The sequence below is a fragment of the Inquilinus limosus genome (assembly GCF_051487185.1).
GTDB lineage: Bacteria > Pseudomonadota > Alphaproteobacteria > DSM-16000 > Inquilinaceae > Inquilinus > Inquilinus limosus_F.
Genome location: NZ_JAHVDK010000003.1, coordinates 17,090 through 38,561 on the forward strand (window position 1 = coordinate 17,090; position 21,472 = coordinate 38,561).

General features: G+C 70.8%; 20 protein-coding genes. 14 read left to right on the forward strand and 6 right to left on the reverse strand.

Annotated features, from left to right (window positions below; genetic code table 11):
- Positions 1–57 precede the first annotated feature (57 nt).
- The 4 genes from KXR53_RS03645 to KXR53_RS03660 all read left to right on the forward strand — a co-directional run bounded on the left by KXR53_RS03645 (position 58) and on the right by KXR53_RS03660 (position 4,803).
- Entirely contained in the window at positions 58–1,311 is a 1,254-nt protein-coding gene (locus KXR53_RS03645) for a winged helix-turn-helix domain-containing protein (RefSeq protein WP_437373497.1), read from the forward strand.
- Positions 1,312–1,418: 107 nt separating this feature from the next.
- A complete protein-coding gene (locus KXR53_RS03650; RefSeq protein ID WP_437373499.1) occupies positions 1,419–2,564 on the forward strand; it encodes an alpha-D-ribose 1-methylphosphonate 5-triphosphate diphosphatase in 1,146 nt (381 codons plus the stop codon).
- Positions 2,565–2,638: 74 nt separating this feature from the next.
- Positions 2,639–3,532 (forward strand): c-type cytochrome, encoded by an 894-nt coding sequence (locus tag KXR53_RS03655; RefSeq protein WP_437373501.1) that lies wholly within the window; start codon positions 2,639–2,641, stop codon positions 3,530–3,532.
- A 98-nt stretch (positions 3,533–3,630) separates the two neighbouring features.
- Complete coding sequence (locus KXR53_RS03660; protein ID WP_437373502.1) at positions 3,631–4,803, forward strand: serine hydrolase domain-containing protein; 1,173 nt, start codon at positions 3,631–3,633, stop codon at positions 4,801–4,803.
- 136 nt (positions 4,804–4,939) lie between these two features.
- On the opposite strand, the gene KXR53_RS03665 is transcribed toward KXR53_RS03660, so the two are convergent.
- Entirely contained in the window at positions 4,940–5,398 is a 459-nt protein-coding gene (locus KXR53_RS03665; RefSeq protein WP_437373504.1) for a c-type cytochrome, read from the reverse strand.
- Between the two features lie 232 nt (positions 5,399–5,630).
- Between KXR53_RS03665 and ykgO the strand changes: the two genes are divergently transcribed.
- The 4 genes from ykgO to KXR53_RS03685 all read left to right on the forward strand — a co-directional run bounded on the left by ykgO (position 5,631) and on the right by KXR53_RS03685 (position 8,879).
- Positions 5,631–5,756, forward strand: a complete 126-nt coding sequence (gene ykgO / locus KXR53_RS03670; protein WP_026868615.1) for a type B 50S ribosomal protein L36 — start codon at positions 5,631–5,633, stop codon at positions 5,754–5,756.
- A gap of 120 nt (positions 5,757–5,876) precedes the next feature.
- On the forward strand, positions 5,877–7,364 hold the full coding sequence (locus KXR53_RS03675; RefSeq protein WP_437373506.1) for an FAD-linked oxidase C-terminal domain-containing protein: 1,488 nt from the start codon (positions 5,877–5,879) through the stop codon (positions 7,362–7,364).
- A 4-nt stretch (positions 7,365–7,368) separates the two neighbouring features.
- Entirely contained in the window at positions 7,369–8,550 is a 1,182-nt protein-coding gene (glcE, locus tag KXR53_RS03680; protein ID WP_437373508.1) for a glycolate oxidase subunit GlcE, read from the forward strand.
- A gap of 71 nt (positions 8,551–8,621) precedes the next feature.
- A complete protein-coding gene (locus tag KXR53_RS03685) occupies positions 8,622–8,879 on the forward strand; it encodes a GlsB/YeaQ/YmgE family stress response membrane protein (protein WP_437373510.1) in 258 nt (85 codons plus the stop codon).
- 34 nt (positions 8,880–8,913) lie between these two features.
- On the opposite strand, the gene KXR53_RS03690 is transcribed toward KXR53_RS03685, so the two are convergent.
- Positions 8,914–9,573, reverse strand: coding sequence for a hypothetical protein (locus KXR53_RS03690; protein ID WP_437373511.1), 660 nt, complete (start codon positions 9,571–9,573; stop codon positions 8,914–8,916).
- A gap of 149 nt (positions 9,574–9,722) precedes the next feature.
- Here KXR53_RS03690 and glcF point away from each other — a divergent pair, with 149 nt between their 5' ends.
- A complete protein-coding gene (gene glcF / locus KXR53_RS03695; RefSeq protein ID WP_437373513.1) occupies positions 9,723–11,018 on the forward strand; it encodes a glycolate oxidase subunit GlcF in 1,296 nt (431 codons plus the stop codon).
- Positions 11,019–11,021: 3 nt separating this feature from the next.
- Here glcF and KXR53_RS03700 read toward each other — a convergent pair whose 3' ends face one another.
- Positions 11,022–13,595, reverse strand: coding sequence for a penicillin-binding protein 1A (locus tag KXR53_RS03700; protein ID WP_437373515.1), 2,574 nt, complete (start codon positions 13,593–13,595; stop codon positions 11,022–11,024).
- Positions 13,596–13,787: 192 nt separating this feature from the next.
- Between KXR53_RS03700 and KXR53_RS03705 the strand changes: the two genes are divergently transcribed.
- The gene (locus KXR53_RS03705; RefSeq protein ID WP_437373517.1) at positions 13,788–14,258 is read left to right on the forward strand and encodes a phosphatase PAP2 family protein; all 471 of its coding nucleotides are present in this window, start codon (positions 13,788–13,790) and stop codon (positions 14,256–14,258) included.
- 19 nt (positions 14,259–14,277) lie between these two features.
- Here the strand turns inward: KXR53_RS03705 and KXR53_RS03710 are convergent, their stop codons facing one another.
- The 3 genes from KXR53_RS03710 to KXR53_RS03720 all read right to left on the reverse strand — a co-directional run bounded on the left by KXR53_RS03710 (position 14,278) and on the right by KXR53_RS03720 (position 16,853).
- Entirely contained in the window at positions 14,278–14,721 is a 444-nt protein-coding gene (locus KXR53_RS03710; protein ID WP_437373519.1) for a VOC family protein, read from the reverse strand.
- On the reverse strand, positions 14,714–15,127 hold the full coding sequence (gene irrA, locus KXR53_RS03715) for an iron response transcriptional regulator IrrA (protein WP_437373521.1): 414 nt from the start codon (positions 15,125–15,127) through the stop codon (positions 14,714–14,716). The genes KXR53_RS03710 and irrA overlap by 8 nt, the downstream gene beginning before the upstream one ends.
- 79 nt (positions 15,128–15,206) lie before the next feature.
- Positions 15,207–16,853: an electron transfer flavoprotein-ubiquinone oxidoreductase gene (locus tag KXR53_RS03720; protein WP_437373523.1), complete on the reverse strand. Its 1,647-nt coding sequence runs from the start codon at positions 16,851–16,853 to the stop codon at positions 15,207–15,209.
- A gap of 173 nt (positions 16,854–17,026) precedes the next feature.
- On the opposite strand from KXR53_RS03720, the gene KXR53_RS03725 reads away from it, so the two are divergent.
- The 4 genes from KXR53_RS03725 to leuA all read left to right on the forward strand — a co-directional run bounded on the left by KXR53_RS03725 (position 17,027) and on the right by leuA (position 21,405).
- Complete coding sequence (locus KXR53_RS03725; RefSeq protein WP_437373525.1) at positions 17,027–17,899, forward strand: uracil-DNA glycosylase; 873 nt, start codon at positions 17,027–17,029, stop codon at positions 17,897–17,899.
- A gap of 79 nt (positions 17,900–17,978) precedes the next feature.
- Positions 17,979–18,512, forward strand: coding sequence for a molybdenum cofactor biosynthesis protein B (gene moaB / locus KXR53_RS03730; protein ID WP_437373527.1), 534 nt, complete (start codon positions 17,979–17,981; stop codon positions 18,510–18,512).
- 5 nt (positions 18,513–18,517) lie between these two features.
- Positions 18,518–19,420, forward strand: a complete 903-nt coding sequence (locus KXR53_RS03735) for an alpha/beta hydrolase family esterase (protein ID WP_437373529.1) — start codon at positions 18,518–18,520, stop codon at positions 19,418–19,420.
- A gap of 296 nt (positions 19,421–19,716) precedes the next feature.
- Positions 19,717–21,405 (forward strand): 2-isopropylmalate synthase, encoded by a 1,689-nt coding sequence (gene leuA, locus KXR53_RS03740; RefSeq protein ID WP_437373531.1) that lies wholly within the window; start codon positions 19,717–19,719, stop codon positions 21,403–21,405.
- The last annotated feature ends 67 nt before the right edge of the window (positions 21,406–21,472 follow it).

A 21,472-nucleotide genomic window follows, 5' to 3' on the forward strand; every position in this document is an offset into this window, starting at 1 on the left:
GCGCGCGAAGGGGTTTCCTCTTGCCCGGCCCATGGCGGCTATGTTCTTGTATTGTTCATGGTCGACTCTGCCCCCCTCACCATCGCCAACGCCGATGCCCGGCGCCTCTTCCTCGATCTGCATGCCCTGTCCGATCCACCGCTCGGCCGGCTGACGACGGAGGGCTGCCAGGCGGTGGTGGAGCGAATCGGCTTCGTCCAGGTCGACAGCATCAACACGGTCGAACGGGCGCATCACATGATCCTGTTCACCCGCCGGCACGGCTATGCCCAGACCCAGCTTGCGCGGCTGGTGGAGAAGACCCGCGGGCTGTTCGAGGGCTGGACCCACGACGCCTCGCTGATCCCGACCCGCTTCTTCCCCTACTGGTCGCGGCGATTCGCCGATGTCCGACAGCGCGCTGCCACCAGCCGCTGGTGGACCCAGGCCGGCCCCGATTTCCCGAAGCTGCTGGAACAGGTGCGGGCGCGGGTGGCGGCGGAAGGCCCGCTGCTGACCCGGCACTTCGAGGAGGAGCGGCAGCGCCCCTCCGGCGGCTGGTGGGACTGGACGCCGTCGAAGATGGCGCTGGAGTTCCTGTGGCGCACCGGCGAGCTGGCGGTGGCGCGGCGCGATGGATTCCAGAAGGTCTACGACCTGACCGAACGGGTGATTCCGGAGCAGCATCGCGGCCCAGCGCCCGACCCGGAAGCGGTGGTCGACTGGGCCTGCCGTTCGGCGCTGGAGCGGCTGGGCGCTGCCCGGCCCGGCGAGATCGCCGGCTTCTGGGACCTGATCACCATCCGTGAGGCGGAGCAGTGGTGCGACCGGCTGACCCGCCGCGGCGATCTGCGCGTGGTCCATGTCCAAGGCGCGGACGGCAAGACCACGGCGGCCTTCGCCTTCGCCGACATCGAGGACCGGCTGGCCGCCGCGGCCCCGGCGCCGGATGTGCTGCGGGTGCTGTCGCCGTTCGACCCGGTGATCCGCAACCGCCAGCGGCTGGAGCGGCTGTTCGGCTTCGACTACCGATTCGAGGCCTTCGTGCCGGAGGCGAAGCGGCGCTGGGGCTACTACGTCTTCCCGATCCTGGAGGGTGACCGCTTCGTCGGCCGGATCGACATGCGCGCCCGGCGCGACAGCGGCGACCTCGCGGTCGCCGCGCTGTGGTGGGAGCCCAAGGTCCGGTCCAGCCGCGCACGGCTGCGCCGGCTGGAGAAGCAGCTCGACCGCATTCGCCGCTTCGCCGGGGTCGAGCGCGTGACCTGGCCGGAGGTCAAATCGCCGCGGAATGGCGAGGGTCATCAATTCGTCGCAAAGATGAAGGCATAAAAGGCCCGGCAGGGTCCGGCTTTGCGCCGCCGGCGCGGCTGCCCATATCAAGCCGCGCGGGCGCGCCCCGCCGGACCGATCGTAGCGGAAGCGGAGAGAAGGTGGTTATGGCGGGGGATCTGATCGTCGCCCATGCGCGGATCGTGACCGAGGAGGCCGTGCTGACCGGCAGCCTCGCCGTCGCCGAGGGGCGGATCACCGATCTGGACACCGGCGCGGCCTGCCCGCCCGGCGCCATCGATTTCGAAGGCGACTACCTGCTGCCGGGCCTGGTCGAGCTGCATACCGACCACCTCGAGCGGCACTACACGCCGCGGCCCGGCGTGCGCTGGCCGGCGGTGACGGCAGTGATGGCGCATGACGCCCAGGTGGCGGCGGCCGGCATCACCACCGTGTTCGACGCGCTGGCTCTGGTCGGCGGCCGCAGCGGCGAGGACCGGCTGGAGACGCTGCGGCCGATGGTCGACGGCATCCGCCAGGCCCAGGCCGGCAGCATGCTGCGGGCCGAGCATTTCCTGCATCTACGCTGCGAGGTCACCGAGGCGCATGTGCTCGACCTGTTCGAGCCGTTCCGCGACGACCCGCTGGTGCAGTTCATGTCAGTGATGGACCACGCGCCCGGCCACCGCCAGTTCTCCGACCTCGCCAAGTACCGCGAGATCTACAAGGGCATGCTGGGCCTGACCGACGAGCAGATCGACGCCCAGATGGCGGAGCGGATCGCCGCCTCGCGCACCCATGGCGTCGCCAACCGCGAGGCGCTGGCCGCGATCGGCCGCGGGCGCGGCCTGCCGATCGCCAGCCACGACGACGAGACCCCGGCCCATGTCGAGGAGGCGGCGGCGCTGGGCATGGTCGTGTCGGAATTCCCGACCACCCTGGCCGCCGCCCGGGCCGCGCGCGAGCACGGGCTGCAGATCCTGATGGGGGCGCCGAACCTGGTCCGCGGCGGCTCGCATTCCGGCAATGTCTCGGCCGGCGAGCTGGCGCGCGAGGGGCTGGTCGATATCCTGTCCTCGGACTACGTCCCGGTCAGCCTGCTGCACGGCGCCTTCACCCTGGCCGAGGGCGAGGAGGGGATCGGCCTGCCGCAGGCGCTGGCGACGGTGACGCTCAACCCCGCCCGCGCCGCCGGTCTCGAGGACCGCGGCCGGATCGGGCCCGGGCTGCGGGCCGACCTGCTGCGCGTCCGGCTGGTCGACGGCGTGCCGGTGATTCGCGCCGTCTGGCGCGAGGGCGAAAGGGTCGCATGACGCCGGAATGACGGGTCGGAGCGAAAGATCGGGTTATAAGGGCTGAGTCGCCCGTTCGCGCTCCGGAGGCCTGCATGCGCCAGTTCCCGGTTCTGATGGCTCTGATGCTCGCCCTCGGGGCGGCCGGCGCGGCCCGGGCGGCCGATCCGGCGCCCGACCCGGCCTCGCCCGACCCGGTGGCGCGCGGCGCCTATGTCTTCGCCGCCGGGGGCTGCGCCGCCTGCCATACGGCGCCGGGCGACGCGGCCAAGCCGCTGGCCGGCGGCCGGGCCCTGAAGACGCCCTTCGGCACCTTCTACACGCCCAACATCACCCCGGACCCCGAGACCGGCATCGGCCGGTGGAGCGAGGGGGATTTCCGCCGGGCGCTGCGCGAAGGCGTGTCGCCTTCGGGCGAGGATTTCTATCCGGCCTTCCCCTACACCGCCTACACCGGCATCACCGACCGCGACCTCTCCGACCTCTGGACCTATCTGCGCAGCGTCCCGCCGGTGCAGCAGGCAAACAAGCCGCACGAGCTCGCCTGGCCCTATTCCTGGCGTGCGCTGCTGCCCGGCTGGCGGCTGCTGAACTTCACCGAGGGGCCGTTCCTGGTCCCGGCCGGCCAGTCCGCCGAATGGTACCGCGGCGCCTATCTCGTCCGCGTCCTCGGCCATTGCGGCGAATGCCACACGCCACGCGACATGCTGGGCGGGCTGAACTGGTACAGCCCCTTTGCCGGCAATCCCCAGGCGCCGGAAGGGCAGGGCAAGATCCCGAACATCACCCCGGATCCGGAGCACGGGATCGGGGAATGGAGCGACAAGGACATCGCCTACTATCTCGAGGCCGGCATGACGCCCGACGGTGATTTCGCCGGCGGGGCCATGAGCGAGGTGATCCGGGACAACACCAGCAAGCTGACCTCCGCCGACCGCGAGGCGATCGCGACTTATCTGAAGAGCCTGAAGCCGCTGGCCGGCCCGTGAGGGCGAATCGGGGCTGGGCCTGGCCGACGATCCTGTCCTAGACTGCCGCGGCCGCATCAATGCGGCGCCGCCCGCAGGGCGAAGAAGCAGGGGCAGGGATGGCGATCGAGCTGGAGACGAGTGAGGCGGCGCCGGAGGCGACGCTCGCCAATTGGCGCCAGGCGCCCTACAGCCGCTGGGGCTTCCGCAATGTCCGCCGGCTGGTGCCGGTGGCCGAGATTCCGCGCGGCGAATTCGCCGCCTGCTTCAAGCCCGGGCCGGCGCTGGAGCTGGACCGCATCGCGGTGCCGGGGCAGGGTGGGTCGGTGGCCCGGCTGATGGCCGAGAGCGACACCGACGGCCTCCTGGTGCTGCATCGCGGCGCGGTGGTGGCCGAGCATTATGCCCACGGGCTGAATCCGAAGACCCAGCACATCGTTTTCTCGATCAGCAAATCGATCGCCGGCCTCATCGCCGGCATCCTGGTCGACCGCGGCCAGCTCGACCCCGACGCGCCGGTGACGGCCTATGTGCCAGAGGCGGCGGGCTCGGCCTATGCCGGCGCCACGGTACGCCATGTGCTGGACATGACGGTCGGCATCCGCTTCGTCGAGGACTATGTCGACCCGGCCGGCGACGTTGCCCGTTACCGCGTCGCCATGGGCTGGAACCCGCCCAGCGAGGTCGCCCAGGGCGGCGACCTGCACGGCTTCATCGCCGCCTTGCCGCCGGACGGCAGCCGGCATGGCGAGACCTTCCACTACGTCTCGCCCAACTCCGACATGCTGGGCTGGATCTGCGAGCGCGCCTCCGGCATGCGCTTCGGCGCGCTGATGTCCGAGCTGCTGTGGCGGCCGATGTGGACGGAGGCGGATGCGTATATCACGCTCGACCGGCTGGGCGCGCCGCGCACCGCCGGCGGCATCTGCATGACCCTGCGCGACCTGGCCCGGATCGGCGAGCTGATGCGGCGGGACGGCCGCGCCGGCGGGCTCCAGGTAGTGCCGCAGCGCTGGGTCGACGACATCCTCGACAATGGCGACCGCCAGGCCTGGGCACGGGGCGACCTGGCGCATCTGGCGCCGCAGGGGCGCTACCGCAGCCAATGGTACGTGCTGGGCCCCGGCCGCGACGTGGTCTGCGGCATCGGCATCCACGGCCAGTGGATCTATGTCGACCGCGCCGCCGAGCTGGTCATCGCCAAGATGTCGTCGCAGCCGGTGGCGGTCGACGATGCGCTCGACCACCGCCTGCTGGCCGGCTTCCGGGCGATCGCACAGGCTGTGGGTTAAGGCGTACTTACGAGCCGGTCGTCATCGCGAGCGCAGCGAAGCGATCCGGGGCAGCTCGCACCGGCCCTGGATTGCTTCGTCGGCTTTGCCTCCTCGCAATGACGGCTCTCTCATCGGGAGACCGAGAAGGAGCTCGTCAGCTCTTCTTCACCCGATAGGTCTCGTGGCAGGCGCCGCAGGCCTGGCCGACCGCGGGGAAGGCGGCCTTCACCTTGACGGCGTCGCCGGCCTGGGCGGCGGCGTCCAGGGCCGCGATGGCATCCTGAGTGCTCTTCACCTTGGCCTGAAAATCGGCCCAGTTGGTCCAGATTTCCGGCTTGGCCGCGCTCTCGCCGACGCCGACCGCGGTGCCTTCCGGGAACAGGGCCAGAAGCTCGGCGCTCACCCCCGCCATCTTGCCGGTTGCCGCCTTGACGTCGTCGATCGTGCCTTGGTTGTCGCGCACGAAGCCGGTCAGGGCCTTGACGCCGGCGCCGAAGGTCTTCATCGCGTCCTCGCGCTTGGCGACCGCCTCCTCGGGAGTGGTCGCCCAGGCAACAACGGAGCCACAGCTGACGATGGCGGCGGTGACGGCCGCGAAACTCAACAAACGCATAGTATCTCCCCTCGGTGGATTGCCGGTCCAACGATCAATGGCGCGAGTATGCTGGAGAAGGCGAAACGATCTCCAGCCCGTTCCCGCTCCGGGCCTCGTTTCGCTGCGACATGTCGCGGGGTTACGCATGTGGTTGACAGGATGCGGGTCGGCCACTATGGTCCGCGCCTCGAATTCCGGCCCGCGAGCCCTGCTCCCGGCGGCGCCGGCGCTGCCGCATGGGATGTGAAAGATGAAAGTCGCGAACTCGCTGAAGACCCTGAAGAGCCGTCACCGCGCTTGCCGCGTCGTCCGCCGCAAGGGCCGTGTCTACGTCATCAACAAGGAGAACCCGCGCTTCAAGGCGCGCCAGGGCTGATCCCAGCCGCTCCTTCAAGTCGGTCGAAGGCCGCGTCATCGGACGCGGCCTTTTGATTTTGGTGGCCGAGCTTGCCGGATCGGCCCGGGCTTCCTATCGTCCGCGGCGGAGGTTCCGCCGATGAAGATGCCAGCCCCCGATGCCGCCGTCCTGGCGCGACGCGAGGAGATCGCCGCGGCGCTGCGCGCCATCGTGCCGGGGGAGGGCGTGATCACGGCGGAGAGCGAGCGCCGCGCCTATGAATCGGACGGGCTGACCGCCTACCGCACCCTGCCGATGATCGTGGTGCTGCCCTCGACCACCGAGCAGGTCTCGGCGGTGCTGCGCACCTGCCATGAGATGGGCGTGAAGGTGGTGCCGCGCGGCGCCGGCACCTCGCTGTCCGGCGGTGCCCTGCCGCTCGAGGACGGCGTGCTGCTGGGCCTGGGCAAGTTCAACCGGGTGCTGGAGATCGATTACGACAACCGCTGCGCCCGGGTGCAGCCGGGCGTCACCAATCTCGGCATCACCAATGCCGTCGCCCATGCCGGCTTCTATTACGCGCCCGACCCGTCCAGCCAGATCGCCTGCACCATCGGTGGCAACATCGCCGAGAACTCCGGCGGCGTGCACTGCCTGAAATACGGGCTGACCACCAACAACGTGCTGGGGCTGGAGGTGGTGCTGATCGACGGCACCGTGCTGCGGCTCGGCGGCAAGCATCTCGATTCGCCGAGCTATGACCTGCTCGGCGTGCTCACCGGCTCCGAAGGCCTTCTGGCCGTGGTCACCGAGGTGACGGTGCGCCTGCTGCGCCGGCCGGCGACCCAGCGCGCCGTGCTGATGGGCTTCCCGTCCTCCGAGGCCGGCGGCGACTGCGTCGCCCGGATCATCGGCTCCGGCATCATCCCGGGCGGGCTGGAGATGATGGACAAGCCCGCGATCCACGCGGCGGAGGCCTTCGTCAAGGCCGGCTACCCGCTCGATGTGGAGGCACTGCTGATCTGCGAGCTGGACGGGCCGGAGGCCGAGGTCGACCACCTGATCGGGCGGGTCGAGGCGATCGGCCGCGACTGCGGCGCCACCGCCTGCGTCGTCAGCCGCAGCGAGGAGGAGCGGCTGCGCTTCTGGGCCGGGCGCAAGGCCGCCTTCCCGGCGGTCGGCCGGATCAGCCCCGACTATTACTGCATGGACGGCACCATCCCTCGGAAGCGGCTGCCCGAGGTGCTGGCACGGATGCAGGAGATGTCGCGGCGTTACGGGCTGCGCGTCGCCAATGTCTTCCACGCCGGCGACGGCAACCTGCACCCGCTGATCCTGTACGACGCCAATGTGCCGGGCGAGCTGGAGAAGGCCGAGGAGTTCGGCGCCGACATCCTGAAGCTGTGCGTCGAGGTCGGCGGCGTGCTGACCGGCGAGCACGGCGTCGGGGTCGAGAAGCGCGACCTGATGGAGGTGCAGTTCGGGCCTGAGGATCTGGCACAGCAGCAGCGGCTGAAATGCGCCTTCGACCCGGACGGGCTGCTCAACCCCGGCAAGGTGTTCCCGACCCTGCACCGCTGCGCCGAGCTGGGCCGGGTGCACATCCACCACGGCGCCACGCGCTTCCCCGACCTGCCGCGGTTCTGACTTCATGACCGAGACCCTGAAGCCCGAGACCGACGACCAGGTGCTCGAGATCGTCCGCTGGGCGTTGGCCGGCGAGGTGCCGCTGGAGCTGGTGGGGCGCGGCAGCAAGCGCGGCTTCGGCCGGCCGGTGCAGGCGGCGCATGCGCTCGACCTCTCCGGCCTCGCCGGGATCGAGCTGTACGAGCCGGAGGAGCTGGTGCTGACCGCCCGGCCGGGCACGCCGATGGCTGAGATCGAGGCGGCGCTGGCGGCCCGCGGCCAGGCCCTGGCCTTCGAGCCGCTGGATCTCGGCCCGCTCTATGGCGGGCCGGCCGGGGCGGGCACGCTCGGCGGCGCGGTCGGCTGCAACCTGTCCGGGCCGCGGCGGCTGAAGGCCGGGGCGGCGCGGGATCACGTCCTGGGCATTGAGGCGGTGTCCGGCCGGGCCCAGGCCTTCAAATCCGGCGGGCGGGTGGTCAAGAACGTCACCGGCTACGACCTGCCGAAGCTCTTGACCGGCGCCTTCGGCACGCTGGCCGCCATGACCCGGATCACGGTCAAGGTGCTGCCGGCGCCGGAGACGGTGCGCACGCTCTCGATCGCCGGGCTGGACGATGCCGCCGGCGTCGCCGTGCTGACCCGGGCGCTGACCAGCCCCTACGAGGTCTCGGGCGCCGCCCATCTGCCGGCCGGCATCCTCGGCGACACCGCCCGCAGCCTGGTCCGGGTCGAAGGCTTCGGCCCGTCGGTCGACAGCCGGGTCGCGGCGCTGTCGCAGCTGCTCGGCGATGCCGGGCCGCTCACCGTCCTGGATCCCGACGAATCGGTCGAGCTGTGGCGCAGGATCCGCGACGTTGCTCCGTTTGTCGGCGACGATCGTGCTGTCTGGCGGGTTTCCGTCGCGCCGACGGCCGGGCCGCGGGTCGCGGCTGCCGCCGGCGCGGCGCATTACTTCGACTGGGGCGGCGGGCTGGTCTGGATCGCCACCCCTGTGACCGGCGACGCCGGCGCCACCGCGATCCGGGACGCGGTGGCGGCCGCGGGCGGCGGGCACGCCACCCTGGTCCGGGCGCCGGCGGGGCTGCGCGCCGCCGTGCCGGTGTTCGAGCCGCAGCCGCCGGCGCTGGAGGCGCTGGGCCGCCGGGTGCGCGAGGCCTTCGATCCGCGCGGAATCCTGTCGCCGGGGAGAATGGTCCCGGCCGCGTGAGAGGACCGGAAACCTCGCCGGGCCGTCATGGGTTATGATCGGGCGGTCGACTCGCCTCGGAGGGAGAGCCCATGGGCATCATCGGCACCATCGTCATCGGTTTCATCGTCGGTCTGGTCGCCAAGTTCCTGATGCCCGGGCGGGACCCGGGCGGTTTCATCATCACCATCCTGCTCGGCATCGCCGGCTCGGTCGTCGGCGGCTGGCTCGGCCTGCAGTTCGGCATCGTGCCGGAGACGGGGTTCGGCCGTTTCGTGCTGGGAGTGATCGGCGCGATCGTGCTGCTGATCATCTACCGGATCGTGGTCGGCCGCAGCAGCGCGGCCTGAGACCAGGGCGGCCCGCGACGGGCGGGCCGCCCCTCTACCGCACCGATTTCGCAAGATGCGCGTAGGGCTCGCCGCGGCGTGGCTGCAGCGCCTGCGCGGCATCGCTGTCGGCGTGGCTGACCCGCAGCAGCGTCGGCGTCCCGTCCGCCGCCAGCTCCACCGTCGCGAACACCAGCTCGCCGCAAGGCGCCGGCCAGCCGATCGGCCGCAGCCCCGACACCGCGGCGGCCGCGTAGGGCGAACAGTCCGAAGCGATGTCGACGCTCGCCGCCGCCGGCTGGCCGCCGACGAAGCGCCACACCGCGACCTGCTTGCCGGTCTGCTCGAACACCGCCGCCGGCTCGCCGAAGCGGGCCCTCAGCGGCGCCAGCGCGTCCGCGGCGCTGCGCGGCCCGCCGGCTTCGAAGCGCACGGTCTCGGCCACCGAATACAGCCGGTTGCCCTGGGCCGGCGGGGTGAATTGCAGCAGCAGCGTGCCGTTGCCCGGCCGCTCTGCGGCGACGAGGCCGGTCCAGGGCGCCTCGCCCGGCCCGGCGAAGATCACGGCCTGCCCGGCGAAGCCCGCGGCCTGCTGCGGCGTCTGTCCCAGCGCGATGTCCTGGATCACCGGTCCTCCGGCCAGCGCCGCGCCCGGCATGGCCAGGCCCCACAGCAGCGCGGATACCGCGAGGGGGCGCGCCCGCATGGTCGTCATCGTCGGCTCTCCCTGTTCAGGCGCCTTCCCGGCCTGCAAGGCCAAGCGTACTAACCGCCATGCCGGTTGACAACGCCGCACGCCGCATCCGCCGGGTTCCTTCGCTTGCGGCCACGAGCTAGTGTCGGCGCAACGACGGGAGGATGCGGGTGCAGACTCATTTCTCGCTGGTGCAGTTGGCCGATCCGGACAATGCGGTCTCGGAGCAGATCCTGCGCACCTGCGTGCATTGCGGCTTCTGCCTCGCCACCTGCCCGACCTATCAGGTGCTGGGCGACGAGCTCGACAGCCCGCGCGGCCGCATCTACCAGATCAAGTCGATGCTGGAAGGGGGCGGCCCGGCGCCGGCCAGCGTCGCCAAGCATCTCGACCGCTGCCTGTCCTGCCTGTCCTGCATGACCACCTGCCCTTCGGGCGTGCACTACATGCATCTGGTCGATCACGGCCGCGTGGTGGTGGAGAAGACCTATCGCCGGCCGCTGCGCGACCGAGCGGTCCGGGCGCTGCTGGCGGCGGTGCTGCCGCGGCCGCGGCTGTTCCGGCTGGCGCTGATCGGGGCGATGCTGGCCCGGCCAGCGGCGGCGCTGCTGCCCCGGCGGCTGCGCGCCATGTTGGCCCTGGCGCCGCGCCGGCTGCCGCCGCCCAGCCCGGTCGACCGGCCGCAGGTCTTCGCCGCGGAGGGGCCGCGACGGCGCCGGGTGGCGCTGCTGTCCGGCTGCGCCCAGACGGTGCTGGACCCGGCGATCAACGAGGCGACCATACGCCTGCTCACCCGCCATGGGGTGGAGGTGGTGGTGGCGCCGGGCGCCGGCTGCTGCGGGTCGCTGACCCACCATATGGGCCGGGAGGAGGCGGCGCGCGCCTCCGCCCGGGCCAATATCGAGGCCTGGAGCCGCGCGGCGGAGGAGGGCGGCCTCGACGCCATCGTCGTCAACACCTCGGGCTGCGGCACCACGGTCAAGGACTACGGCCACATGTTGCGCTCCGATCCGGCCTGGGCCGAGCGCGCGGCCAGGATCTCGGCCCTGGCGAAAGATGTCACCGAGCTGATGGACGAGATCGGGCTGAACCCGCCGGCCCGGCCGACGGGCCAGGCCGTGGCCTATCACTCCGCCTGCTCGATGCAGCACGGCCAGCGCATCGCGGCGCCGCCGCGTCGGCTGCTGGCGGCCGCCGGGTTCGAGCTGCGCGAGGTGCCGGACGGGCATCTCTGCTGCGGTTCCGCCGGCACCTACAACCTGCTGCAGCCGGAGATCGCGGACGAGCTGCGGGCGCGCAAGGTGCGGGCGGTGGAGAGCACCGGGGCGGCGATCGTCGCCGCCGGCAATATCGGCTGCATCACCCAGATCGGCCTCGGCACCGCCCTGCCGGTGGTGCACACGGTCGAGCTGCTGGACTGGGCCACGGGCGGCCCGAAGCCGGCCGCGATCCCGGACGCCGCCTGACCGTCAGTACAGTCCGCCGGTGCCGGTCAGGGCGTCCTGGCTGGTTTCGCCGAAGGTGTCGGCGACCGGCGGCGGGCCAGGTTCGGTGCCGGGGCGGAACGCCTCCAGGATCACGTCCGACCCGCCCGGCTCCGCCGCATAGCCGTTGCGGCGGTCGACATAGGCGAAGCTGACCCCGGGCGGCACGGCGAAGACGCCGGGGTCCTGCCCGGCCAGCGCGTCCTTGATGAAGTCGCTGAAGATCGGCACTGCGATCGACCCGCCGGTGGCGCCGGCGCCCAGGCTGCGCGGCTTGTCGTAGCCGACGAAGATGCCGACCGCGAGCCGCGGCGAGAAGCCGACGAACCAGACGTCGTTCGAATCATTGGTGGTGCCGGTCTTGCCGGCCAACGGCAGGCCGAGGCCGGCGAGCCGGGCGGCGGTGCCGCGCTGGGTGACGCCCTGCAGGATCGAGATCATCTGGTAGTTGGCGATCGGGTCGTCCAGCTCCGGCCCGCGCGGCCGCACCGGCGCCGGCTGGCCGGTCCAGGCGGCGGCGCAGGGCACGCAGTCGGCGCGGCCCGGGGTCACGGCGTCCTGCGGCAGGCTGCGGCCGTCGCGGTCCTGCACCCGCTCGATCAGATAGGGGCTGATCTGGTAACCGCCATTGGCGATGGTGGCATAGGCCGTGGTCAGCTTCAGCGGCGTGGTCTCGCCCGCGCCCAGGCCCATCGCCGGGTACAGCGACATCCTTTGATAGATGCCGAACGCCTCCGCCGTCTCCTTGACCGGCTGCAGGCCCATCTCGACCAGGAGGCGGATGGTCATGACGTTGCGCGACCGCTCGACGCCGGAGCGCAGCGTAGCCAGGCCGATGAAGCCGCCGCCGTAGTTGCGCGGCCGATAGCGGCCGCCGCCCTGGCCCTGGTCGACTGAGATCGGCGTGTCGTAGATCAGGCTGGACGGGGTGTAGCCGTGCTGCAGCGCCGAGAGATAGACGAAGGGCTTGAAGGCCGAGCCGGGCTGGCGCTGCGCCTGGGTGGCGCGGTTGAACTCGCTGAGCGAGAAGTCGAAGCCGCCCGACATCGCCAGCACCTTGCCGGTGAAGGGATCGATCGCGACCAGCGCGCCCGACACCTCCGGCACCTGGCGCAGCGAATAGGCGGCGAGCTGCGGCGCCGATGCCTTGTCCCCGTCCGGCTGCACCCAGATCACATCGCCCTTGGCCAGAACGTCGTCGGCGCCGCTGACCTGACGGCCGACGCGGCCGTTCTCGACCCGCCGGGCCCAGGTCAGGTCGCTGCGGTCGATGCGGCCCCGGCTGCCGTCCTCCAGCCCGATGATCGCCGCCTGGCGGTCGACCTCCAGCACCACGGCCAGGGTCCAGCCGTCGATCTGCGCCGGCCGGTCGATACCGGTGAGGAAGCGCTGCCACACCGGGCGCTCGTCCTTTGGCGGGGCGGTCGGGGCGACCGCGGGCTTCTGCTCCTGCTCCGGCAGGCGCACGCCCATGGCCGACAGCGCGCCGAGAAGCCGCCCTTGCTGCGCCGGCGGTGGGGCAGCCGGTTGGGCGGCCGGCGCCTGGGCGGCCTCGGCCTGGGCCACCTCTTCGGCCGAGGCCGGCAGGTCGAGCATGGCCGAGATGTTGGTGATCGGCCCGCGCCAGCCGCGATTGCGGTCGAAGCGCTCGAGGCCGGCGCGCAACGCCCGGTCGGCCAGGAGCTGCAGCCGCGGGTCGAGCGTGGTGCGCACCGCCAGCCCGCCGCGATAGAGCTGGTCGTTGCCGTAGGCCCGGCGCAGCGACCGGCGCACCTCCTCGGCGAAATAGGGGGCGTGCACCGTCTCCAGCGGCGCCTGGGCGCGCACCACCAGCGGCTCGGCCTTGACCGCCGCCGCCTGCTCGGCGGTGATGGCGCCGTCCTGGGCCATGCGGTCCAGCACATAGTCGCGGCGGGCGCGGGCGGCCTCCGGCCGGGTGACCGGGTTGTAGTTGTTCGGCGCCTTCGGCAGCGCCGCCAGGAACGCCGACTCGGACAGCGACAGCTCGGCCGGCGGCTTGCCGAAATAGCGGGCCGAGGCCGCGCCGACGCCATAGGCGCCGCGGCCGAGATAGATCTCGTTGAGATACATCTCCAGGATCTGGTCCTTGGAGAAGTTGTGCTCGATCTCGAAGGCCAGGATCAGCTCGCGCAGCTTGCGCAGGGCGCTGACCTCGCTGGTCAGCAGCAGGTTCTTCGCCACCTGCTGGGTGATGGTCGAGCCGCCTTCGAGCCGCCTTCCGTTCCGCAGATTGTGGATGTTGGCGACCATGGCGCGGGCCAGGCCGGAGGGGTCGACGCCGAGGTGGCGCCGGAAGTTCTGGTCCTCGGCCGAGATGAAGGCCTGCACCAGATAGGGCGGCAGGCTGGACAGCGGCACCACCACCCGGTTCTCGACATAGTATTCGCGCAGCAGCGACCCGTCGGCGGCGTAGATCCGCGTGGTCTCCGGCGGCTGATAGGCGGCGAGCTGGCCGGCGTCAGGCAGGTGCAGCTCGGGCCCGGCGGTGGCGACCAGGAGCTTCAGCAGGGCGGCGGCGACGGAAAAGCTGGCGGACATGCAGGCGGTTCATCTGTCCCAGGGCAGTTCTTACTAACCGTTCGGCCGGCGAATCGGAAACGTCTTCTTCTGGACGAAGCCATGCGGTGATGAGGGCTGGAGGGTGGGAATGGCATCCTCCCGGCTTTCGGCGATGCGATCTGCGCCGCCATGCCGCTTCGCCCGAGGCTTCGCGCATGGGATGATGGCGGCATGAAACCGATCGTCCTCCTGATGTCGATCGGCCTGCTCGGCTGGTGGTACGTCGTGATCCCTCTGCAAGTGATCGTCGCGGCGGTCGCCTTCGCCCATGGCCGATGGCGGCTGTCCCTGTTCAGCCTGACGGCGCTGGCCCTGGCGGTCGCCGCGGTCCAGGCCGCGCGGGCGCTGGTCGACTGGCACCCGGACGGGTTCGGCCAGGTCGGGGTGGTGCTGCCGAGCGGCCATTCGGCCCTGGTCGTGGTCGCGGTGACGACGCTGGCGGCGCTGGCCTGGCCGCGCTGGTCGCCATGGCGCGCCGCCGCGGCGGCGGCGCTGATCCTGGCCGTCGGGTGCGTCATGGTCGTGGGCGGTCACACGGTCGGGGATGTTCTGGTCGGCCTGGCGCTGGGCGGCGTCTCGGTCTTCGTCGCCGGCCTCACGGCGCGCCTGCGCTGGCATCGTCGCCGGGCATCGCCGGCCTGAGTCTCAACCGGCCCGAGTCTCAATAGTTCGGCCACAGCCCCGGCGTCGCCAGCTCGATGACATGCCCGTCGGGGTCGGAGAAATAGAGGCTGGTGCCGCCGCGCGGCCAAGCCATCTCCCCGGTCAGGGCCACGCCGGCCTCGGCCAGCCGGGCGCGCCAGGCGGCGAGGTCCGCGGCCGGCACGGCGAAGGCCATGTGCAGCCGCCCCGTGCCCTCGTGCCCCGGGATGGTGCCGGCGGCCTCGACCACGTTCTCCGAGGTGGCGCCAGCCAGGAACAGCAGCAGCACGCCCTGGCGGCCGGCGTCCAGCGCCACCAGCCGCGGGCTGCGCAGCATCACGCGCAAACCCAGGACGCGCTCGTAGAAAGCGCCGGAGCGGTCGAGGTCGGCGACGTAGAGCGAGGTCTCGAGCAGGCCGTCGATGCGCGGCGCGGCGGTCATGGCGCCGGCGCCGTCACTCATCCGTCAGACGGATCACCACGTCCACCCGGGCGATGCGGGTGCCGGCCGGCGGGTCGGGCAGGGCCGAGACCACCACCGCCTCGCCATGGACGTCGCGCAACTCGCCCGTCGCCTCGTGGTAGAAATGATGATGATCGCGGATGTTCGTGTCGAAATAGGACCGTCCGGCCTCGACCACCACCTCGCGCAGCAGCCCCGCCTCGGTGAACTGGTGCAGGGTGTTGTAGACGGTGGCCAGCACCATGGCCTGGCCGGCGGCCAGCGCCTCGCCGTGCAGCGCCTCGGCGGTGACGTGGCGGTCGCAGCCGCCGAACAGCAGCCGCGCCAGCGCCACGCGCTGGCGTGTCGGCCGCAGACCGGCCGCGAGCAGCCGGTCGACGGGGTCGGTGATCTCGGCTTCCGTCATTCTGGTCCCGCAATGATCCCGTCCGCACGATAATCCGTGCATGCCGGGGGGACAACACCCCGGCGCCGGGATCCGATCCTTACATCATCTGATAGTTCGGGCCGCCGCCGCCCTCCGGCACGGCCCAGACGATGTTCTGCTTCGGATCCTTGATGTCGCAGGTTTTGCAGTGCACGCAGTTCTGCGCGTTGATCACGAAGCGCGGATCGCTGCCGTCCTCGTTGCGCACCACCTCGTACACCCCGGCCGGGCAGTAGCGCTGCGCCGGCTCGTCATAGACCGGCAGGGTGTAGGCGATCGGGACCGACGGGTCCTTCAGCTTGAGGTGCGACGGCTGGTTCTCCTCGTGGTTGGTGTTCGAGAGATACACCGAAGAGAGACGGTCGAAGGTGATCACCCCGTCCGGCTTCGGATAGTCGATCTTCTTCGACTGGGCGGCCGGGCGCAGCGTCTCGTGGTCGCCATGCTTGTGGTGCAGGGTCCAGGGCAGCTTGCCGCGGGTCCACAGCTCGAGGCCGGAATAGAGCGTGCCCAGGATCGTGCCCCAGCGGAAGGCCGGGCGGCAGTTCCGCACCACCGTCAGCTCCTGCCAGACCCAGCTGGCCTTCAGCCGCTCCGGATAGGCGGTGACCTCGTCATGGCCCTCGCGGCCCTCGGCCAGGGCGTCGAACACGGCCTCGGCGCAGACCATGCCGCTCTTCATCGCGGTGTGGTTGCCCTTGATCCGCGGCACGTTGACGAAGCCGGCGGAGCATCCGATCAGGCAGCCGCCCGGGAAGGTCAGCTTGGGGATCGACTGCAGCCCGCCTTCGTTGATGGCGCGGCCGCCATAGGCCAGGCGCTTGCCGCCCTCCAGCACCGGGCGGACCAGCGGGTGGGTCTTGAAGCGCTGGAACTCCTCGAAAGGCGACAGATACGGGTTCTTGTAGTCCAGCGCGACGACGTAGCCGATCGAGACCAGGTTCTCGCCGAAATGGTAGACCCAGCTGCCGCCATAGGTCTCGTTGTCCAGCGGCCAGCCGAAGCCGTGCTGCACCAGGCCGGGCCGGTGCTTCTCCGGCTGCACCTCCCACAGCTCCTTGACGCCCAGGCCGAAGGTCTGCGGGTCGCATTCGGCGCGCAGGCTGAAGCGCTCCATCAGCTGCTTGGCCAGCGATCCGCGCACGCCTTCGCCGATCAGCGTGTATTTGGCGTGCAGCTCCATGCCCGGCGTGTGGTTGGCGGTCGGCTGGCCGTCCTTGCCGATGCCCATGTCGCCGGTGGCCACGCCCTTGACCGAGCCGTCCTCATGGTACAGCACCTCGGCCGCGGCGAAGCCGGGATAGATCTCCACCCCCAGCGCCTCGGCCTGCTGCGCCAGCCAGCGCGTCACCAGCCCCATGCTGACGATGTAGTTGCCGTGGTTGTGCAGCTCCTTCGGCAGCCCGAAGTTGGGGAACCGGAAGCTGCTGACCGCGGTGTAGTAGTGGAACTCGTCGCGGGTCACCGCCGTCTCGATCGGCGCGCCCTGGTCCTTCCAGTCGGGGATCAGCTCGTTCAGCGCGCGCGGATCCAGCACCGCGCCCGACAAGATATGGGCGCCGACCTCCGATCCCTTCTCCAGCACGCAGACGCTGACCTCGTGCCCGGTCTCCGCCGCCCGTTGCTTCAGCCGGATCGCCGCCGCGAGGCCCGCCGGCCCCGCGCCCACGATCACGACGTCGTACTCCATGAATTCGCGTTCCATCGCGCGTCCCTGTCTTCGGTTGGCGGCATGCTACAGAAATGCATCCCGGGAATCGAATGGCCGATCACATCGCGTCGACTTCGGCTCCGGCTGCGGCGCTTCAGGTCCCGATGACGCTGCGTCAGGTCGGTCGCCGGGGTTGACAGGCCGGGCGGCGCGGTCGCTTCTAGCGCATGGACAGGATCAGCGAATCAGCCGCCGCCGTGCAGCCCGCCGAGATCATCGCCCTGCTGAAATGGTACCAGGACGCCGGCGTCGACGAAGCGATCGGCGACGATCCGGGCGCGCTCGGCCGGCCCCGCGCCGCCGCGGCGCCGGCGGCCCCTGTCCAGATGGTGCCGCCGCCCCGGCCTGTCCAGCTCGAGCCGAGGCCGTCGCCGCGGCCCCAGGCCGCCGCGGTGCTGCCGGGCAGCGACGCCGCCACCGGCGATGCCCGCCGCATCGCCGCCGGCTGCCGGACGCTGGAGGAGCTGGCCGCGGCGCTCGCCGCCTTCGATGGCTGCGGGCTGAAGGCCACGGCCACCCAGATGGTGTTCGCCGACGGTAACCCCGAAGCCGACATCATGATCGTCGGCGAGGCGCCGGGGGCGGAGGAGGACCGGCTGGGCAAGCCCTTCGTCGGCCAGTCGGGCAAGCTGCTGGACCGCATGCTGGCGGCGACCGGCCTCGACCGCAGCACCGTCTACATCTCCAACATCGTCAACTGGCGGCCGCCCGGCAACCGCCAGCCCAACGCGGCCGAGATCGCGATCTCGCTGCCCTTCATCGAATGCCATATCGCGCTGATGCGGCCGAAGATCCTGCTCTGCGCCGGCGGCACCGCCGCTGCCGCGCTGCTGGCGACGCGCGAGGGCATCACCCGGATCCACGGCCGCTGGTTCGACCGCTCCTTCCCGGGCCTGCCGGCGCCGGTGCCGACCATGCCGATCTATCACCCAGCCTTCATCCTGCGGCAGCCCGGCATGAAGCGCGACGTCTGGCGCGACCTGCTGGTGCTGAAGCATCGAATGATAGAGCTGGGCTGCGCCTTCAAGCGCGACGCCTGAGCGCAACCGTTTCGCTTTTCGCGGCGCACCACCTCGGCTAGCTTGGCTGCTGCCTTCGACCACCGCATTTGGGGGGCATATGCCTGGCCGGATCGACGAGTCGCGTCCGTTCATCGCCGTCAACATCGCCCTCCTGACCGTGTCCGACACGCGCACGGCGGCCGACGACAAATCCGGCGACGCGCTGGCGGAGCGCATCGCGGCAGCGGGCCACACGGTGCGGGACCGGCGCATCGTCAAGGACGAGCAGGGCGCGATCGAGGCGCGGCTCCGCGCCTGGATCGCCGATTCGGAGGTCGACGTCGTCATCGCCACCGGCGGCACCGGCGTCACCGGCCGCGACGTGACGCCCGAAGCCTTCCACGCGGTCTACGAGAAGCACATCCCCGGCTTCGGCGAGCTGTTCCGCTGGCTGTCCTACGAGAAGATCGGGACCTCGACGATCCAGAGCCGGGCCACCGCGGGCGTCGCCGGCGGCACCTACCTGTTCGCGCTGCCGGGCTCTCCCTCCGCCTGCCGCGACGCCTGGGACCTGATCCTGAAGGACCAGCTCGACAACCGGTTCCGGCCCTGCAACTTCGTCGAGCTGATGCCGCGCCTGCGCGAGAAATAATCACCATGCCTTCGATCCTTCGCGCCGGCCGGCTGGCCGTCCTCGCCTGCCTGCTGTTTGTCGCCGCCTGCGCCGCGCCGGGCGGCGGCCCCCGCCCCGCAGCGCCGGGCCCGAACCTGGCCGAGCTGCCGCCGCAGCCGACCAGCGGCTGCGGCATCCCGGCGGCGGACGGCCGGCAGACGCTGAAATTCGAGGGCGCGTCCTGGCGCTACATCGTCGACCTGCCACCAGGCTACGACAAATCGAAGCCTTACCGGCTGATCCTGGCGTTCCACGGCCGCACCGGCACGGCCGAGAAGGTGCGGACCTATTTCGACCTGGAAGGGCCGGCGGCGCGGCCGGCGATCGTCGTCTACCCGCAGGCGCAGGGCGGCTGGGGCGCCAGGGCCGACCGCGACATGGCCTATGTCGACACCCTCCTGGCCCGGCTGAAGGCGACGCTGTGCGTCGACCAGAACCAGATCTTCGCCGCCGGACATTCGATGGGCGGCAGCTTCGTCAACGACCTGTCCTGCGGCCGCGCCGGGGTGTTCCGCGCCACCGCCGTGGTCGCAGGGGGCATCGGCAGCGTCCGCCCCTGCCGGGGCCAGATCGCGGCGATCCTGCTGCACAACCCGAAGGACAATATGGTGCCCTACCGCCAGGGACTGGCGGAGCGCGACAAGCGCATCGCCCAGAACCGGCTCCCCGACAGCCCGTCCGACGCCAGCGCCGCCTTCCGCTGCAAGCGCTGGGGCAAGGTCGATATCATCTCCCCGGTGGTGTTCTGCGATCTGCCCTCCACCATGAACGGCCGGCGGCCCTATTCGCATGGCTGGCCCGCGGGCACCGGCCCGGCCATCCTCGGCTTCTTCGACCGGGTGACCGAGCAACGGATTCAGTTGACAGAGCGGCCCGCCGCCCCTTAGGTGGGGACATGATGTTCCGACTTCGCACGCTTCGACTTATCTGATCGGCGTCCCGAGGGGCGCCGAAACCGAAGCCGTTGCGACCTCTCTTCCGGACCATCACCATGACCCCCGAACGATCGTTCAGCCAGGCTGTTTCCCGCACCCGCCGGGACCTGCTGCGACTTATCACCGGCCGCTGATCGGCGCATCACGCGCCCGGCGGCCGACTTTGCGCATCCGTGTCATGCGCCCGTCGTCATTCCATCCTATTCTTTGAATCCGGTCGGAACCGGCCGGTGCGAGAGAGAAATCCCATGTCCGTGATGCCGCCCAAATCCGGAATGCCTGTCGAGAAATACCGCCCGGTGCAGCCCGTTCCGCTGCCCGACCGGCAATGGCCGAACCGCGTCATCGACCGCGCCCCGATCTGGTGCTCGGTCGACCTCCGCGACGGCAACCAGGCGCTGATCGAGCCGATGGGGACCGACCGCAAGCAGCGCATGTGGGACCTCTTGGTCCGCATGGGCTTCAAGGAGATCGAGGTCGGCTTCCCCGCCGCCTCGCAGACCGATTTCGACTTTGTCCGCCATCTGATCGACAACCGCCTGATCCCCGACGGCGTCACCATCCAGGTGCTGACCCAGTCGCGGGAGGAGCTGATCCGCCGCACCTTCGAGGCGATCCGCGGCGCCAAGCGGGCGATCGTGCATCTCTACAACTCGACCTCGACGCTGCAGCGCCGGGTGGTGTTCGGCCTCGACCGCGACGGCATCACCGAGATCGCGGTGCGCGGGACCAGGCTGATCAAGGAGCTGGTGCCGACGGTGCCGGAAACCGAGATCGTGTTCCAGTATTCGCCGGAGAGCTTCACCGGCACCGAGCTGGACTACGCCCGCGATATCTGCGGCGCAGTGCTGGACGTCTGGCAGCCGACGCCGGAGCGGAAGGCGATCCTGAACCTGCCGGCAACGGTCGAGATGGCGACGCCGAACGTCTATGCCGACCAGATCGAATGGTGCCACCGCAACTTCGCGCGGCGTGACAGCTTCATCCTGTCGGTCCACCCGCACAACGACCGCGGCACCGGCATCGCCGCGACCGAGCTGGCGCTGATGGCCGGCGCCGACCGGGTCGAGGGCACGCTGTTCGGCAATGGCGAGCGCACCGGCAATGTCGACATCGTCACGCTGGGGCTGAACATGTTCACCCAGGGCGTCGATCCGATGCTCGACCTGCACGATGTCGGCGAGATCGTCCGCACCGTCGAATACTGCAACCAGTTGCCGGTGCATCCGCGCCACCCCTATGGCGGCGAGCTGGTGTTCACCGCCTTCTCGGGCTCGCACCAGGACGCGATCAAGAAGGGATTCGCGGCCATGGAGAAGAGCAACAGCCGGCTGTGGGAGGTGCCGTATCTGCCGATCGACCCGCAGGATATCGGCTGCAGCTACGAGGCGGTGATCCGGGTCAACAGCCAGTCGGGCAAGGGCGGCGTCGCCTATCTTCTCCTGACCGACCACGGCCTCGACCTGCCGCGCAAGCTGCAGATCGAGTTCAGCCAGGTGATCCAGAAGCTGGCCGACGAGACCGGCAAGGAGATCTCGTCCAAGGTCATTTGGCAGGAGTTCGAGCAGGAGTACCTCACCCCCGGCCGGGTCGAGGTCATCGGCCACACCACCCTGCCGACCGGCCGCGGCGAGCGCCACATCGAGGCGCAGGTGAAGATCGACGGGGTGGAGCGGACGATCCAGGGCGAGGGCAACGGCCCACTCAACGCCTTCGTCGATGCGCTCCGCCGCGAGATCGGGGTCGATGTCGACATCGCCGACTACCGCGAGCACGCGCTGCGCAGCGGCTCCGATTCCAGCGCCGCGACCTATGTCGAGGCGCGAATCGGCGGCAAGACGCTGTTCGGCGTCGGCATCGACAGCAACATTGTCATGGCCTCGCTCAAGGCGGTGGCCAGCGCGGTGAACCGCGGCGTCCGCAAGGGAGCCGCCTGACCCCGGGGCCTGCCGGGTCCGCAGCAGGCGGACCCGGACGGGGTCGTCGGGTGTTGTGCGAGACGCG

Excerpts from the sequence above, each read along its gene's own strand:
- KXR53_RS03645 (WP_437373497.1), top strand. The coding sequence starts at position 58 with ATGGTCGACTCTGCCCCCCTCACCATCGCCAACGCCGATGCCCGGCGC.
- KXR53_RS03685 (WP_437373510.1), top strand. The coding sequence starts at position 8,622 with ATGGGCATCATCGGCACCATCGTCATCGGTTTCATCGTCGGTCTGGTC.
- KXR53_RS03650 (WP_437373499.1), top strand. The coding sequence starts at position 1,419 with ATGGCGGGGGATCTGATCGTCGCCCATGCGCGGATCGTGACCGAGGAG.
- KXR53_RS03665 (WP_437373504.1), bottom strand. The coding sequence starts at position 5,398 with ATGCGTTTGTTGAGTTTCGCGGCCGTCACCGCCGCCATCGTCAGCTGT.
- KXR53_RS03655 (WP_437373501.1), top strand. The coding sequence starts at position 2,639 with ATGCGCCAGTTCCCGGTTCTGATGGCTCTGATGCTCGCCCTCGGGGCG.
- KXR53_RS03700 (WP_437373515.1), bottom strand. The coding sequence starts at position 13,595 with ATGTCCGCCAGCTTTTCCGTCGCCGCCGCCCTGCTGAAGCTCCTGGTC.
- KXR53_RS03705 (WP_437373517.1), top strand. The coding sequence starts at position 13,788 with ATGAAACCGATCGTCCTCCTGATGTCGATCGGCCTGCTCGGCTGGTGG.
- ykgO (WP_026868615.1), top strand. The coding sequence starts at position 5,631 with ATGAAAGTCGCGAACTCGCTGAAGACCCTGAAGAGCCGTCACCGCGCT.
- glcE (WP_437373508.1), top strand. The coding sequence starts at position 7,369 with ATGACCGAGACCCTGAAGCCCGAGACCGACGACCAGGTGCTCGAGATC.
- KXR53_RS03735 (WP_437373529.1), top strand. The coding sequence starts at position 18,518 with ATGCCTTCGATCCTTCGCGCCGGCCGGCTGGCCGTCCTCGCCTGCCTG.
- KXR53_RS03675 (WP_437373506.1), top strand. The coding sequence starts at position 5,877 with ATGAAGATGCCAGCCCCCGATGCCGCCGTCCTGGCGCGACGCGAGGAG.
- KXR53_RS03710 (WP_437373519.1), bottom strand. The coding sequence starts at position 14,721 with ATGAGTGACGGCGCCGGCGCCATGACCGCCGCGCCGCGCATCGACGGC.
- irrA (WP_437373521.1), bottom strand. The coding sequence starts at position 15,127 with ATGACGGAAGCCGAGATCACCGACCCCGTCGACCGGCTGCTCGCGGCC.
- KXR53_RS03720 (WP_437373523.1), bottom strand. The coding sequence starts at position 16,853 with ATGGAACGCGAATTCATGGAGTACGACGTCGTGATCGTGGGCGCGGGG.
- leuA (WP_437373531.1), top strand. The coding sequence starts at position 19,717 with ATGTCCGTGATGCCGCCCAAATCCGGAATGCCTGTCGAGAAATACCGC.
- KXR53_RS03660 (WP_437373502.1), top strand. The coding sequence starts at position 3,631 with ATGGCGATCGAGCTGGAGACGAGTGAGGCGGCGCCGGAGGCGACGCTC.
- moaB (WP_437373527.1), top strand. The coding sequence starts at position 17,979 with ATGCCTGGCCGGATCGACGAGTCGCGTCCGTTCATCGCCGTCAACATC.
- KXR53_RS03690 (WP_437373511.1), bottom strand. The coding sequence starts at position 9,573 with ATGACGACCATGCGGGCGCGCCCCCTCGCGGTATCCGCGCTGCTGTGG.
- KXR53_RS03725 (WP_437373525.1), top strand. The coding sequence starts at position 17,027 with ATGGACAGGATCAGCGAATCAGCCGCCGCCGTGCAGCCCGCCGAGATC.